This window comes from Herbidospora mongoliensis (assembly GCF_001570545.1).
Classification (GTDB): domain Bacteria; phylum Actinomycetota; class Actinomycetes; order Streptosporangiales; family Streptosporangiaceae; genus Herbidospora; species Herbidospora mongoliensis.
Window position 1 is genome coordinate 462,160 of sequence record NZ_BBXD01000010.1, and the last position, 13,644, is coordinate 475,803.

Annotated in this window: 12 protein-coding genes and 1 tRNA gene; 5 read left to right on the forward strand and 8 right to left on the reverse strand. The window is 70.4% G+C overall.

Translation table 11 applies throughout. The features are described 5' to 3' along the window. Positions 1–45 precede the first annotated feature (45 nt). The gene (locus tag AW272_RS10940; protein WP_369408724.1) at positions 46–2,622 is read right to left on the reverse strand and encodes a LuxR C-terminal-related transcriptional regulator; all 2,577 of its coding nucleotides are present in this window, start codon (positions 2,620–2,622) and stop codon (positions 46–48) included. Between the two features lie 99 nt (positions 2,623–2,721). Here AW272_RS10940 and AW272_RS10945 point away from each other — a divergent pair, with 99 nt between their 5' ends. Together AW272_RS10945 and AW272_RS10950 are read left to right on the forward strand one after the other, a co-directional pair. After that, positions 2,722–3,309: a hypothetical protein gene (locus AW272_RS10945; RefSeq protein ID WP_066363393.1), complete on the forward strand. Its 588-nt coding sequence runs from the start codon at positions 2,722–2,724 to the stop codon at positions 3,307–3,309. 12 nt (positions 3,310–3,321) lie between these two features. Continuing rightward, positions 3,322–3,567 (forward strand): 4a-hydroxytetrahydrobiopterin dehydratase, encoded by a 246-nt coding sequence (locus AW272_RS10950; RefSeq protein WP_066363395.1) that lies wholly within the window; start codon positions 3,322–3,324, stop codon positions 3,565–3,567. Between the two features lie 7 nt (positions 3,568–3,574). On the opposite strand, the gene AW272_RS10955 is transcribed toward AW272_RS10950, so the two are convergent. Then, positions 3,575–4,417 carry a spermidine synthase gene (locus tag AW272_RS10955; RefSeq protein ID WP_066363397.1) on the reverse strand — a complete coding sequence of 281 codons (843 nt, stop codon included), beginning with the start codon at positions 4,415–4,417 and terminating at the stop codon, positions 3,575–3,577. Between the two features lie 70 nt (positions 4,418–4,487). Between AW272_RS10955 and AW272_RS10960 the strand changes: the two genes are divergently transcribed. The 3 genes from AW272_RS10960 to lat all read left to right on the forward strand — a co-directional run bounded on the left by AW272_RS10960 (position 4,488) and on the right by lat (position 8,016). Beyond that, positions 4,488–6,098 (forward strand): penicillin-binding transpeptidase domain-containing protein, encoded by a 1,611-nt coding sequence (locus tag AW272_RS10960; RefSeq protein WP_066363399.1) that lies wholly within the window; start codon positions 4,488–4,490, stop codon positions 6,096–6,098. 70 nt (positions 6,099–6,168) lie between these two features. Beyond that, positions 6,169–6,759 (forward strand): HdeD family acid-resistance protein, encoded by a 591-nt coding sequence (locus AW272_RS10965; RefSeq protein ID WP_066363401.1) that lies wholly within the window; start codon positions 6,169–6,171, stop codon positions 6,757–6,759. Between the two features lie 18 nt (positions 6,760–6,777). After that, positions 6,778–8,016 carry an L-lysine 6-transaminase gene (gene lat, locus AW272_RS10970; RefSeq protein WP_066363403.1) on the forward strand — a complete coding sequence of 413 codons (1,239 nt, stop codon included), beginning with the start codon at positions 6,778–6,780 and terminating at the stop codon, positions 8,014–8,016. Here the strand turns inward: lat and AW272_RS10975 are convergent. From AW272_RS10975 to AW272_RS11000, 6 genes are all read right to left on the reverse strand, one after another. Then, positions 7,993–8,211, reverse strand: a complete 219-nt coding sequence (locus tag AW272_RS10975; RefSeq protein WP_066363405.1) for a helix-turn-helix domain-containing protein — start codon at positions 8,209–8,211, stop codon at positions 7,993–7,995. The genes lat and AW272_RS10975 overlap by 24 nt on opposite strands. A 248-nt stretch (positions 8,212–8,459) precedes the next feature. Beyond that, a tRNA-His gene (locus AW272_RS10980) sits at positions 8,460–8,535 on the reverse strand. Between the two features lie 65 nt (positions 8,536–8,600). Beyond that, a complete protein-coding gene (gene orn, locus AW272_RS10985) occupies positions 8,601–9,197 on the reverse strand; it encodes an oligoribonuclease (protein WP_066363408.1) in 597 nt (198 codons plus the stop codon). Positions 9,198–9,219: 22 nt separating this feature from the next. Next, positions 9,220–10,305 carry a DUF2510 domain-containing protein gene (locus tag AW272_RS41900; protein WP_066363410.1) on the reverse strand — a complete coding sequence of 362 codons (1,086 nt, stop codon included), beginning with the start codon at positions 10,303–10,305 and terminating at the stop codon, positions 9,220–9,222. Between the two features lie 19 nt (positions 10,306–10,324). Further along, positions 10,325–11,710, reverse strand: a complete 1,386-nt coding sequence (locus AW272_RS10995) for a protein kinase family protein (protein WP_066363412.1) — start codon at positions 11,708–11,710, stop codon at positions 10,325–10,327. Between the two features lie 2 nt (positions 11,711–11,712). Then, positions 11,713–13,485 carry a serine/threonine-protein kinase gene (locus tag AW272_RS11000; RefSeq protein ID WP_066363414.1) on the reverse strand — a complete coding sequence of 591 codons (1,773 nt, stop codon included), beginning with the start codon at positions 13,483–13,485 and terminating at the stop codon, positions 11,713–11,715. Between the last annotated feature and the right edge of the window lie 159 nt (positions 13,486–13,644).

Consider the following 13,644-nt stretch of genomic DNA (forward strand, 5'->3'; position numbering starts at 1 on the left):
CGCAGACGGCCGAAGGCCGGTTGTGGCTCGCTATGCGACTCTTCCTTAGACACCGTTCAGCACGTTGGCGAGCGCCGTGCGCGAGGTGACGCCGAGCTTGCGGTAGACGTGGGCGAGATGGTCGTCGACCGTACGGCTGCTCAGCATCAGGCGGGCGGCGATCTCCTTGCTGGTCAGGCCGGTCTTGGCCAGTTCGGCGATCTGCCGCTCCCGCTTGGTCAGCAGGTCGCCCCTGCGGGGGCCCCGGGCGGCCAGGCGGCGCTGCTCGCGCTCGGCCTCCTCGGCCAGCACGACAGACCCGACCTCGACGGCCAGCGCCTTGGCCATCGCGAGCGCCTTGTGGCCGTCGTCCCTGAAGGGGGCGGTCATGATCAGCGTCCGGGCGACCTGGGGCCGCATTCCCACCACGCGGAACAGACCCTCCGACTGCACGGCGAACTCGGCGGCCCCCGCGAGGTCGCCCTCGGCGGCCCGTACACAGGCCAGCGCGCGCAGCGCGAACGCCCGCTGCGCCGGGAGCGTCAGCGCGTCGGCGGCGGCCACCGCGGCGTTGGCGGCGGCCTTGGCCCAGGCCACCTCGTCGCAGCCGAGCAGCGCCTGGGTGAGGGTCTCCAGCCACATCGGCCGGTAGCCCGGCTGGCACTGCGGCATGGCGACCCCGCCGCCGATGCCGAGCAGCATCCAGCGGGCCCGGTCGGGCTCCCCGGCGACCAGCAGCACCTGCGCCGACAGGCTCACCGTGGTGGCCGACCACCAGCCGTCGACCCCGGCGACCGAATCGCTCGCCCAGGCGGCCAGGCCGACCGCCCTCGACAGGTCCTTGTGGGCGACCGACTCGGCCAGGATCGACCGGACCAGCGCCAGCAGGGTCGGGCTGCCCGACTGGCAGGCGACGTCCTCGGCCTCCTCGCCGAAGACGATCGCCTCGTCGATGTTGCCGATCCGGCCGCTGAGCTGGGTGAGCGCCATCAGCACGTCGGCCAGCACCCCGCTGCGGGGCAGCGCGCGGGCCAGCACCAGCGCGCGCCGGGCGTGACGGTCGGCCTCGGCGTGCCGGTCCATGAACGACTCGGCCCAGGCCAGCCTGGTCAGCGTGGTCAGGTCGCGGGCGGCGTCGGCGTCGCTCAGTCCGTCGGCGGCCTGCCGGGCGATCTCGATGGCCTCCTCGGCCGGGCCGGGTTCGCCCTCGTAGGCGGTGGCGAAGGCGAGCAGCGAGTGCGCGGCCGAGTGCTCCTCGGGGCTCTCGGAGACCGCGGCCGCGGCGGCGATCTCGGTCATCGCGGCGGGCACCTCGCCCAGGTGCAGCCGCAGGGTGGCCATCTCGCGGTGCAGCCAGGCGCCCCCGCCGCCCCCCGCGGCCTCGGTGATCAGCAGGGAGGTGGCTTCGGCGTACCGGCCGAGGAGGCGTTCCACCACGGCGCAGGCGGCGACGAGTTCGCTGCGGGCCCCGGGTGGCATGGCCGGGAGCAGTTCGTGCAGGGCGGTGCGGGCGTCGTCGAGGCGGCCGTCGAACATCAGCGCCCGCGCCAGCAGCACGTGCAGGTCCACGGAGGCGTGCTCGGTCAGATCGCCGACCAGCGGTTTCGCCGCTCTCAGCCACTCGATCGCGGATCCGGGGGCCACGGTGACGGCCTCGTGGGAGGCCGTCATCAGCGTCGGCAGGTCGCCGGGTTCGTGCCGGCTGGCGGTACGCGCGATGTGGTGCGCCACCTCGCGGACCGGCGCCCCCAGCGCCGACAGCTCCCGCGCCGCCAGCCGGTGGGCCAGCATGCGCCAGGCGGGGTCGGCGCCCTCGTACACGAGCTGGCGAAGCAGGGGGTGGCGGAAGCGGAAGCGGCCGTCGCCGGTGTCGCGGATGAGGTCGCGGGCGGCCAGCTCACCCAGCACGCCCGGGATCGGCCCGAGCATCGCCACGTCGTCGGGGGTGAAGGCGTCGCCGAGCACCGACCCGGCCTGGGCCGCCCGCAGCTCCATGTCGGACAGCCGGGCGAGCTCCCCGGCGAGCAGCCCGGTCAGGGTCGACCCGGCGGCGCCACCGGCCAGGCCCTTCAGATAGAGCGGGTTGCCGCCGCTCTCGTCGTGCAGCTCACGCAGCTCCGGCCGGTCGCCGACCAGCTCCCGCGCCTCGCCGAGCGACATCGGCCCGAGGCGCAACCGGTCGTGCGGGATCGCGGCCGGTCCTGCCTCCGCGAGCGCGCCCAGTAATCGGTTGCCCGCCTGCCGGTCGCGGTAGGCGCACACCAGCAGCAGCTCCTTGGCCGGCCGCCGGATCAGGTAGGCCAGCAGCTCACAGGAGGCGGGGTCGGCCCAGTGGAGGTCGTCGAGGATCAAGGCCACCCGGCCCAGCTCGGCCAGGTGCTCCCGGACGGTCCGGGCCAGCGCCAGCCGGTCACCCCCGCCCAGCACTCCGAACGCGTCTTCGAAGACCCGGTGGGGCATCTCCCGCTCGAACTCGGTCGCCACTCCCCGCAGGACCTTGACCCCCCGGCCGTCAGCCTCGACGGCGAACTCGGTCAGCAGCCGGGTTTTGCCGATGCCGGGCTCACCCGTCACCTCGGCGAGGCCCCCGGCTTCCAGGGCTCCGATGAGGGCGGACATTTCTACTTCGCGTCCCACGAACACGAAAGACAGTAAATCCCCGCAATCCTACGGATGCTAGGAGTTCGGTCAGGTGCGACGGTTAATATCGCCTGTTCGACAGCCCCTCTGGAGTTTCCGTTGATGAACGAGTTCCCCTTCCCCTTCTACGGGGCGGGTGAGGCGAAGTACTACATGTGGGCCGAGGTCCATGTGCGCTTCGAGCGCGAGCCCTCCAGCTACCAACGGTCGGCGATCGAATCGAGCTGCCCTGGACCGCTCCAAGACACGATCGACTGGGCCGACGGCCGCCAGCTCATGGTCGCCTCGGGCCTGTTCCTGCACGGCGCGCTGGCCCGCGCCTACCCGGCCAAGCCCGGCGACGAAGACTACTTGGGCGACGACGGCTGGTTCTACGCCGCCCACTCGCGCGTGGAGCGCTTCAACTCGGCCATCGAGTCGTGGCTGGCGTACGCCAACGACCACTGCCCGGTCATGGTCGCCTACCGGCAGGAGGACAGTGACAGCGGCGGCACCCAGTTCTCCCGCTGGCACGAGTGGAGCGTCTCCCAGCTCCCGCGCCTGATGACCGACCTGGAGCCGATACTGGCCAAGTCGATCGCGACGCGGCAGCAGACCCACGCCACGCACATGGTCAGGGGGATCATGTCGATGGCGCGCAGGGCCCGTGCCAAGGCCACGCCGACAGCGGGCGGCTGGCCGCGCCTGTGAGACGGTGACGGTATGGAATGGACCAAAGACGGCGAAACGCTGCGACGCACCATCCAGGCCCCCGACTTCCCGGCCGCGATCCTCATCGTCGACCGGGTGGCGGAAGAGGCCGAGAAGATGAACCACCACCCCGACATCGACATCCGGTGGCGGACCCTGCACTTCACGCTCACCACCCATGACGCGGGCGGCCTGACCGACCTCGACTACCGGCTGGCCGAGCGCATCGACGAGATCGCCCGCTCCCACGGGGCCTGAGCGGGAGTTAACCGAAGACCGCAGGTGGCGGCACGGGAACCGCCACCGGGTCTCCGTCGTGGATGACCTTCGCGCCCGCGACGAACTTCACCAGATCCTCACCCGACACGCAGCGCGCCTGCGTCAGCCCGCCGGCGGCCGACCGCACGAGCCGGTCGAGCGGCAGATCGCGGTTCGAGGCGACCACGATCAGGTTGCCGAACCGCCGTCCCCGCAGCACGCCGGGCTCGGCCAGCAGGGTGACGTGCCGGAACACGTTTCTGACCGTCGACAGCAGGCGCCGCGCGAACATCAGCCCCTTGCCGTCGGCGACGTTGATCAGCAGCGTGCCGGTCGGTCTCAGGACGCGGGCCAGATCGCCCATGTACTCGGCGGTGGCCAGCTCGAGAGGCATTGTCGCGCCGGCGAAGGCGTCGAGGATCACCAGGTCGGCCGACGCGTCCTCCAGCAGGGTCGCGCCTTCTCGTCCACCCGTAAGTTTCACCTTGAGCCGGGGCACGGATTTGAGCGATAGCTGGTCTCTGACCAGCTGCACCAGCGCGTGGTCGGGCTCGATGACGATCTGGCGCGACCCCGGCCGCGTCGCCGCGACGTAGCGGGGGAGCGTGAACCCGCCCCCGCCCACGTGGGTCACGTCGAGCGGTCCCTCCGGCAGGCAGTCGACGGCGATGCCCATGAGCTGGACGTACTCGAAGTCGAGATGCGTCGGGTCGGCCAGGTCGACGTACGACTGCGGCACCCCGTCCATGAGCAGCATCCAGCCGTCGGGGTTGTCGAGGTCCCGCAGCAGGTCGACCTCGCCGAACACGACGAGGTAGCGGCCCGGTACCGGGTTCGTGGACTTCGCCATCACAATCTCTCTGCCTGTCGTCTTCGCGTGGTATATCCAGGAGTGCACTCCGACCTCCCAGGAGAACCTAATGCGCAGGCGGCCCCTGCTCGTTCTCGTCGCGGCGGTCGTCACCATGTTCGTGGCCGGGGTGACCGGGCTCATCGTGAGCGGCCGGAGCGTGCCGCCCCCTGAACCGGTGACCACCGCGACGCCCGCCGACGTGCCCGACGAGCTCGTGGAGCCGGAGAACCGCAACCGCAACACCCCTCTGGAAGCGGGGACCGCCTACCTGAAGGTGTGGGAGAGGGGCGACCTGGCGGCGATGCGCGAGCTCGTCAGCGACCCACCGGAGGATTTCACCTCGCTGCACCAGGCCGCCGACGCGGCGCTGCAGGCGGCCGGCCGGGTCTTCACCCCTCTTTCCGTGGACGAGATCGACGACGCCACCGCCGACCTGTCGTTCACGGGGGAGTGGAAGATGGCCGACGGCCCTCCGATGAAGCTGACCTCGACGGTCCGCCTCATCGTGGTCGGCCGCAGGTGGATGGTCGACTGGTCGCCCGACGCCATCTTCCCCGACCTCGAACACGGCGACACGATCGAACGCCGCGACCTGCCCGGCGCCCCCTACCGGCTGGCCACCCGGGAAGGCGAGGGCCTGCCCCCCAACAGCTACGCCGATTCCTATGTCGACGAACTGGCGGCGCACGCCCCGCCCAACCCGTCGACCGGCGGCTGGCGGGTGGTGATCGAGAAACCCTTCGGCGACCAGGTGGAAGAGGTCTACCGCCACGAACAGCCGGTCACCGAGGGCCCGGTGTTCACCACGACCATCGACAAATACGTGCAGATGGCCGCCGCCCGCGCCCTCGACCCGGTGCAGAACCCGGCCGCCCTCGTCGCGATGAAGCCCTCGACCGGCGAGGTCCTCGCGGTGGCCGACCGCTTAGGCGGCAAGGGCGCGTTCTCCTCGCCCTTCCCACCTGGCTCGACCTTCAAGATCGTCACCGCGGCGGCGCTGCTCGGCGCCGGGGTCACCCCCGACCAGCAGGTGCCCTGCCCGGCGCAGTACCAGATCCCCGGCTGGCGGTTGATCAGCAACTACCAGAACCACGACTTCGGCACGATCAGCTTCCGGCAGGCCTTCGCCGAGTCGTGCAACACGACGTTCGCCCAGCTCGCGGTGGAACGCGTCCCGGCCGCCACGCTGAGCGCCCAGGCCGCCGCCTTCGGCTTCGGCGCCACCCTGTCGACCGGCGCGGGCGGCACCTGCGGCTCACTGACCGAGCCGCACAACCCCGACGCGCTGGCCGAGGCGTCGTTCGGCCAGGGCACCGTGCAGGCCACCCCGCTGTGCATGGCGACGGTCGCGGCGGCCGTGCAGAGCGGCGTCTGGCGCGCACCGAGGCTCCTCACCGACGCGGGCGCGCAGCCGCCCGACGCGCCGCTGGCGCCCGGAGTGGCCGACGGCCTGCGCACGATGATGTCGTCGGTCGTGTCGGAGGGCACCGCCGAGAACACCGGCCTGCCCGCCGGGGTGAGCGGCAAGACCGGCACCGCCGAGCAGGCCGGCCAGCACGACCACGCCTGGTTCGTCGGCTTCCACGACGACCTGGCCTTCGCGGTCTTCGTCAAGAACGGCGGCACCGGCCGGGACGTGGCGATCCCGGTGGCGGCCCGCTTCTTGAACGCTCTCTAATTGTTGGCCGACATAAGAGCTGAATTAGGGATATTTCGGGACAGGTACCTCCTGATGGAGGTGAGGTCTCATGCATGATCTGAACGCCGACCTGAACCCGGGCCTCCGGCCGGTCAGCCGGGACACCTGGTGGGCACTGGCGGTCCGCGGCGTGCTGGCGGTGATCTTCGGTGTCATCGCCCTGGCGTGGCCGGGCATCACCCTGCTCTCGCTGGTGTACGTCTTCGCCGCCTACGCCATCGTGAACGGCCTGTTCACCATCGCCGGGGCGTTCCGCGAGGCCAACAGAGGCTCCAAAACCTGGATGATCGTCTCCGGCGTGATCGGCGTGATCGCCGGAATCGTGGTGGCCACCTGGCCCGCGATCACCGCGATCGTGCTGCTGTGGCTGATCGGCGCCTGGTTCGTGGTCACCGGCCTACTGGAGATCATCGCCGCCGTGCACGCCCGCAGGCGGATCGACAGCGACTGGAGCCTGATGCTGGCCGGCGTCCTGTCGGTGGTCTTCGGCGTGGTGCTGGTGATCTGGCCGGCCGCCGGCGCACTGTCCCTGGCCTGGCTGATCGGTGTCCTGGCCATCATCCTGGGCGTGGCGCTGCTCTATCTGGCCTTCCGGGTGAAGAACATCCCAGCTGAAAGATCTTCGCGTATGAGCCCATAAGACGGGAATATCTCCATAATGACGGTTCACGAGCGGCTCTCCCGGCACCTGCTCGTCGACGGCCTGCCGGTCGTCCTCGATCTGGCGCGCAGCTCGGGTTCCTGGCTCGTCGACGCCCGCGACGGCCGGAGACTCCTCGACTTCTTCACCTCGTACGCCTCGTCGCCCCTGGGCTTCAACCCCTTCGACGACGACCCGGCCTTCCTCGCCCGCCTCGGACGAGTGGCCGCCAACAAACCGTCCAACTCCGACCTCTACACCGAGGAGCTGGCCGCCTTCACCGAGACGTTCGCGCGCGTCCTCGGCGACCCCGAGTTGCCCCACCTGTTCCTCGTGGAGGGCGGCTCGGCGGCCGTCGAGAACGCGCTGAAGGTCGCCTTCGACTGGAAGAGCCGCTGGAACGAGGCCAACGGCCGCCACCCCGGCCTGGGCACCCAGGTGCTCCACTTGACCCGCGCCTTCCACGGCCGGGGCGGCTACACGCTCTCGCTCACCAACACCGAACCGATCAAGACCGACCGCTTCCCCAAGTTCGGCTGGCCCCGCGTCGACACCGCCCAGGGAGAAGACCACGCCCTGGCCCAGGCGGAGGAGGCCTTCCGCAAGTACCCCCACGACATCGCCTGCTTCATCGCCGAGCCGATCCAGTGCGAGGGCGGCGACATCCACCTCACCCCCGAGTTCCTGCGAGCCATGCAGACGATGTGCCACCGATACGAGGCCCTGTTCGTCGTGGACGAGGTCCAGACCGGCGTCGGCGTCACCGGTGCGCCGTGGGCCTACCGCGCCCTCGGCCTTCAGCCCGACGTCGTGGCGTTCGCCAAGAAGATGCAGGTAGGCGGTGTGATGGCCGGCCGCAGAGTCGACCTGGTCCCCGACAACGTGTTCCGGGTCAGCGGCCGCATCAGCTCCACGTGGGGCGGCAACCTGACCGACATCGTCCGGTCCACCCGGATCATGCAGATCATCGAACGCGACGGCCTCATGGAACACGCCGCCGTACTGGGCGACAAACTCCTCGGGGCCCTGCGGGAACTGGAGGCGGAGGGCCTGCTGCGGGCCGCGCGCGGTCGTGGGCTGCTCGCCGCCTTCGACGTGGATGACCGCGACGCGGTCGTCACCCGGCTGCGCGAGCGCGAGTCACTGCTCGTCCTGCCCGCTTCGGAGGGGACCGTACGGCTCCGCCCACCCCTGAACGTCACCCCGGAGGAGATCGAAGTGGGGCTGTCCCGCCTAAGACGCGGCCTCGCGCCCTGACCACAGATCGATCGCGGTCCCCCGGGAGGCGACGCCCAGCTTGGCGTAGATCCGGTTGACGTGGTTCTTGACCGTCTTCTCGCTGAGAAACAGCTGCTGCGCGATCTGGTTGTTGGAATGCCCGCCCGCGATCAGGTCCATGACCTCGGTCTCGCGCTTGCTGAGTGCCGTTCCGGTGGGTTCGTCGACTCGCATCTGGCCTCCGTGGCAGAGATCCGTGGCAGAGATTAAGCCGCCGAGGGCCCCCGCGCGTCCGGCGTAGCGGTTGTGTGCGAGTTTAACCCGCGTGAAAGCCCTGTGGGGGTTGCTTTGAGGGCAAATCACGTCTTGCGATAAGTCACCCCGGAACGACGGACCGTTGCGCGATCGGTGCAGGCCGGGGTTGTGCCGGGAAGCCGGCCGCGAAACGATGAAGGGCCGGTCCCGAAGGACCGGCCCTTATCTGGGGTGAGTAATGGGACTTGAACCCACGACATCCAGGACCACAACCTGGCGCTCTGCCAACTGAGCTATACCCACCATGTGCGCGATCCCGCTCACCCGGTCTCGCGTACAAGCACGAGTGTAGCGGTATCGCGAGACATCTACGAACTACTAACGGCCTCCGCCGTGTCGCGCGCCGTCGCCGAGTCGGGACCGGGCTGCGGGACGAACACGGTTGCCCGGTAATAGCGGAGTTCCCGGATGCTTTCGGTGATGTCGGCGAGGGCGCGGTGGCCGCCCTGCTTCTCGGGCGAGGCGAAATAGACCCGCGGGTACCAGCGGCGGGCCAGTTCCTTGATCGAGGAGACGTCGATCATCCGGTAGTGGAGGTGGTTGTCCACCACGGGCATGTCCCGGGCCAGGAACGAGCGGTCGGTGGCGATCGAGTTGCCGCACAGCGGGGCCTTCTTGGCCTCCGGGAGGTGGCTCCGGATGTAATCCAGGACGATGGCCTCGGCCTCGCCGAGGGTCACGCCCCCCGCCAGGGCTTCGAGCAGGCCGGAGGCCGTGTGCATGGTGCGCACGATCTCCGACATCTGCTCCAGCGACTCCGGCGGGGGCTTGATGACGACGTCGACCCCTTGGTCCAGCTGGTTCAGCTCACCGTCGGTGATGACACAGGCGACCTCCACCAGTGCGTCTCGCCCGAGGTCGAGCCCGGTCATTTCACAGTCGATCCAGACCAGCAGGTCGTTCATGTCCTTAGCGTAGTGCTCCCGCTCAGTTCGTTTGGAGGGAGTCCAGGACATCGCCTACCTGGTCGGACTTCAGGTTGTCGGGGATCGACACGTAGAAGAACGACGGCCGCTCACCCTCGCCCATGTCGACCAGCACGAACGCGCCCGTCTCCGTCTTGAACTCGTACTTGTTCTTCGCGGCCTCGGCGCTGAAGTCCATTTTGTACTCGATGATCCAGGCGTCGCGGTCGCCGACCTTGAGCGCCTCGTTCCGGATCACCTGGCGCTCGTGCGGGATCGAGTAGAAGGCCGGCTCGTAGGCCGACAGCAGCGTCGTGGTGACCACTTCCAGGTCCTCGACGCCCCGGTAGGGGAGCATCTGGGGGAGCTGGGCGGCCGCGACGGTGCCCATCCAGTCGGCGCCCTCCTTGCCGTTGAACGCCTTCTGCGAGACGGCGGCGTAGGCGCTGGTGAAGAGCGGGTAGGTCGGGTCGTTGGGGCTGTTCATGGTCTTCGGGTCGCTGACCGCCCAGGGCTCGCCGAGGAACTTGTAGCTCAGGCCCGAGACCGGGTCGTCGATGCGGCCGTCCTCCGGCTGGGGGAACGAGGTGATCGACGGCTGCTGCTGCGGCTGGTCGGGGATCGTCTCCTGCGGCGGCTGCTCGGTCTCGGCCGGGGGCGGCGGCAGCGGCTCGGCGGTGGCCGGCGGCTGGGCGATCGGGGTGTTGCCGGAGCCCTGGTTCAGGAACACGAACGCGCCGCCCACGACCAGGGCGATGACCAGCACGATGCCCACTCCGCCGAGCACCCAGGGCAGCGGCGACGGCGGCTTCGGCGGCGCCCCGAAATGAGGCATCGGAAGCTGGCTCGTGGCGCCCCACGGCTGCGACGGGGCGGACGGGGGGCCGCCCCACTGCGGCGTGGGCTGCGTGGGCTGCGGGGGAGCGAACACGGCGGTGGCGGTGACCGGCGCGGCCTCCAGGGCCGCGTGCTCGGCGGGCTCGGGAGGCGCAGGGGCCTCCTGGCCCTCCAGGGGATGGGTGGCGTCGGTCCACTGCGAACCGTCCCACCATCGCAGCTGTGGCGAGCCGTAGGGGTCCGGGTACCAGCCGGAGGGGGTCGTCGTCATGCCAGGCAGCCTAGTGAAGTCAGCATTTATACGAGAAGCTCGCCTTGTCGGTGATGGGCTTGCCCTCGGGGGTGTGGTCGAGCACGCGCAGCGTGGCGGTGCCCTTGAATCTGCCCGGTCCGCTGACCTGCCAGATGAGCGGAAGATCTACCGAAGTCGTACCCGATTCGACCCGCTGGCTGCCCTCGGTCTTCTTGCCGTCGCTCTGATCCCAGACGTATTTGAACGTCCCGGCCTCGCCGTTGGTGGTGACCACCGCCATGATCCTGGTCTTGGCGTCGCACCCCTGGGTCTTCTTCGGGGCCGACACGCTGACCTTGGACACCGCCATCTCGGCGGGCGGGGCCATCCGCAGATACAGGATGAACGCGGCGAGCAGCGCGCAGATCAGCAGGGAGCTGAACCAGGCGGTCCGGCGCTTGGGTTTGGGCTTGCGGCGCGGCTTGGCCGTGGGATCGGCGTGCTGGGTGGCGGCGCCCTGCCGCCAGATCTGGGCGGCCGTGGTGTCGGCGGGCACGCCCGGACCGAACCGCATGCCGCCCGACTCCGCCTGGGGCGGCCCGCCGGAGTACCCGCCCAGGCCCGCGCTGGGATGGCGGGACGGGTCGAGCAGGGTCTGCAGCTCGCCGGTCTGCGGCAGCCGGGGCGGCGGCAGCGCGGCGGCCACCGGAGGCAGCGCCGACCAGGCGTGCAGGGTGCGCACCAGCGAGTCGCGGGTGGTGAACCCGGCGGGGAGCATGTCCCGGCCGTTCGTCAGGGCGTCTCTGGCGGCGGCCAGGCCGTGGGAGGCGGCCACCGAGGCGGCGTGGTCGAGCAGCTGCGCCGGTTGTCCGGTGGCCCAGCTCGCCGAGAGCGTGCGGGCCAGGCCCTGCCAGGCGGCGATGTCACGTTCCGGTGAGGCGGGCTCGCCGCGCAGGGCCTCCAGCAGGCCTCGTTCGGCCAGCAGGGCCGAGCCGTCCTCGCCGATGACGACCGTGCCGGGATGGACCGCGCCATGGGTCAGGCCGGCGGCGTGCAGGCCCAGCAGGGTCTGGGCGGTCTCGATCAGGATCGTGGCGGCGCTGCCGGCGTCGAGCTCCCACCCGAGCTGCGCCCCGCCGGTGAGCAGGTCGGCCACCGTCGGGACGGCGCGGCGGCCGGTGATCAGCCAGACCTCGCCGTGGGCGGCCACCAGGTCGGAGATCGGCAACAGGCCGTACTGCCCCGATTGGGCCAGTCGCCGATCAGCGGAAATGGCCGCCACCAGGCGCTCACGCGCGCCCGGGGCGGCCAGAAGGTGATCGTTGAACCGCAGAAGCCCCGACGGCTCGCCGCCGGGGCCTTCCGCGTCGTGCCAGGTGCCGACCTCGCTGACCCTCGTCCTGCCGGTCAGCCGATGGCCCGCGACACTTCCCCCGTCATGCATGACTACTTACGCCTCCGCCGGTGCCTTCCCGCCATGGTCCGCTTCACGGCAAGTGTGGCGGGAACCAGGCCGGTCGTCATCAGGCCGATGGCGAAGAATCCTGCGGCGGCCGTCTCACCGGTGGTCGGCTCGACCGTCGGAACGGTGGTCGGCTCATCGGTGTCACGCGTGGGCGGCGTCTCCGGAGGAGTGGAACCGGGGCCACCCGGCGAGCCCGGACCCTCGATGGTGGGGTTCTCCGAGGGCGGCGGGGTCGACGGCGGCGGGGTCGACGGCGGGGGAGTCGACGGCGGAGGAGTGGTGGGAGGCGTGGTCGACGGGCTGGCGCTCGGGGTCGGGGTGGGGGTCTCGTCGCCCGGCTCGCTCGTGGCCGTCGGGTCGCCCGGCTCCTCCAGGCCACCGCCACCGCCGCCCGGCTTCTTGGTGGGCTTGGCGGTCGGCTTCTTGGTGGGCTTCTTCGTCGGCTTCGGCTTCGGTCCCTGCGTGGGCTTCGGCTGAGCGTTCTGGGTCGGCTGGGTGACCGGCGGCTGGTTGCCGTCGGCGTCGGGCGACTCGGTGACCTCGGGGGTCTCGGTGACCGGGACCTCTTCGATCAGGCCGTCGTCGACCTCCTCGACCAGCGGGTCGGGGGTCGCCGAGGTGTTCAGCGGGCTCGGGGTGAGCTGGGTCGTCCCGGCCGACAGGGTGGCGCCGCTGATCGAGCCGACCAGCACGGCCGTACCGCCCGCGATCACCGCCATGCCGACGACGGTCAGGCTGATCTTGACGATCGCCTTGCTGAAGAAGCCGCTCTTGCGCGTCTCCTCACCGCCGCCGTATTCGCCGCCGTACTGCTCGCCGTCGGCGGCGAGCTGGGTGTCGGCGAGCTGGGTGTGCGCCTCGGGGATGGCCGCGGCGAACGGGAAGAAGGCGGCGAGCAGCCCGGCGAGAGCCGCCAGGCGGCGGCGTCCGCGCTCCTCCCACTGCGGTCCGTACGTCTCGACCGCGACGGCTTCAAGTTCCTGGAGGAACGCGTGGGCCGAGGCCGGGCGCTCCTGCGGGTGCTTGGCCATGCCGCGCTGGATGAGGCCCTGGAGCTGCGGCTGGAGCTGCTCGACCGGCGGCTGGGCCGTCTGGTGCTGGTGGGCCAGCGCGGCCAGGTTGTTGGCCTGGAACGGACGCTGACCGGTGAGGCACTCGAAGAACACCACCGTGGCGGCGTAGACGTCGGTCGACGGACCGGCGGGTGCGCCCGCCCACTGCTCGGGCGCCATGTAGGACGGCGTGCCCGAGGCGGGCATGCCCTCACCCGCGTGGGCGGCGATGCCGAAGTCGACGAGCTTGCTGTGGCCGTTGCCGTCGACCATGACGTTCTCGGGCTTGAAGTCCCGGTGCACCACGCCCATGTCATGGGCGATGGCGAGGCCGATCAGGGAGCCCTTGAGGACCGCAAGAGCGGCCTCGGGTCCCGTGGGGCCTTCGGAACGGATCATCGCCCGCAGGGAGACGCCGTCGACGAGTTCCATCACGATCGCGGCCCCGTGGGGCTGCTCGACGTACTCGTAGAAGCGTGCGGCGTGCGGGTTGCGGTCCATCAGCGCGAGGAGGCGTGCCTCGTGCCGGAACCGGGCGATGAAGTTGGGATCGGCCAGGAGTTCCTGGGAGAGATATTTGATCGCGACTGGCGTTCCATCGGCATCGTGCCTAGCCAACACGACCTGTCCGGCTGCGCCGGTGCCGAGCTCGCGTAGCTCCGTATAGCCGGGAACCCGCCAGGCGCCGGTCTGGCCGTACATGCGGTCTCCTTATGTGCCCGGGCCCCCACCATGACGAGCACAGAGCCTAACGGTGACTCAAGGCACGAGGGGAAAAGTCATGAGATTGTAGTGACTCAGTGTCAAATGTGACTTTAGTGGTACAGGCGGGCTGAGCGGGGACACAGAGGCGCACGCCCG

Bases quoted from the DNA above. Each gene is read 5' to 3' on its own strand.
- AW272_RS10945 (WP_066363393.1), top strand. From the start codon at position 2,722: ATGAACGAGTTCCCCTTCCCCTTCTACGGGGCGGGTGAGGCGAAGTAC.
- AW272_RS10950 (WP_066363395.1), top strand. From the start codon at position 3,322: ATGGAATGGACCAAAGACGGCGAAACGCTGCGACGCACCATCCAGGCC.
- AW272_RS10955 (WP_066363397.1), bottom strand. From the start codon at position 4,417: ATGGCGAAGTCCACGAACCCGGTACCGGGCCGCTACCTCGTCGTGTTC.
- AW272_RS10960 (WP_066363399.1), top strand. From the start codon at position 4,488: ATGCGCAGGCGGCCCCTGCTCGTTCTCGTCGCGGCGGTCGTCACCATG.
- AW272_RS10965 (WP_066363401.1), top strand. From the start codon at position 6,169: ATGCATGATCTGAACGCCGACCTGAACCCGGGCCTCCGGCCGGTCAGC.
- lat (WP_066363403.1), top strand. From the start codon at position 6,778: ATGACGGTTCACGAGCGGCTCTCCCGGCACCTGCTCGTCGACGGCCTG.
- AW272_RS10975 (WP_066363405.1), bottom strand. From the start codon at position 8,211: ATGCGAGTCGACGAACCCACCGGAACGGCACTCAGCAAGCGCGAGACC.
- orn (WP_066363408.1), bottom strand. From the start codon at position 9,197: ATGAACGACCTGCTGGTCTGGATCGACTGTGAAATGACCGGGCTCGAC.
- AW272_RS41900 (WP_066363410.1), bottom strand. From the start codon at position 10,305: ATGACGACGACCCCCTCCGGCTGGTACCCGGACCCCTACGGCTCGCCA.
- AW272_RS10995 (WP_066363412.1), bottom strand. From the start codon at position 11,710: ATGCATGACGGGGGAAGTGTCGCGGGCCATCGGCTGACCGGCAGGACG.
- AW272_RS11000 (WP_066363414.1), bottom strand. From the start codon at position 13,485: ATGTACGGCCAGACCGGCGCCTGGCGGGTTCCCGGCTATACGGAGCTA.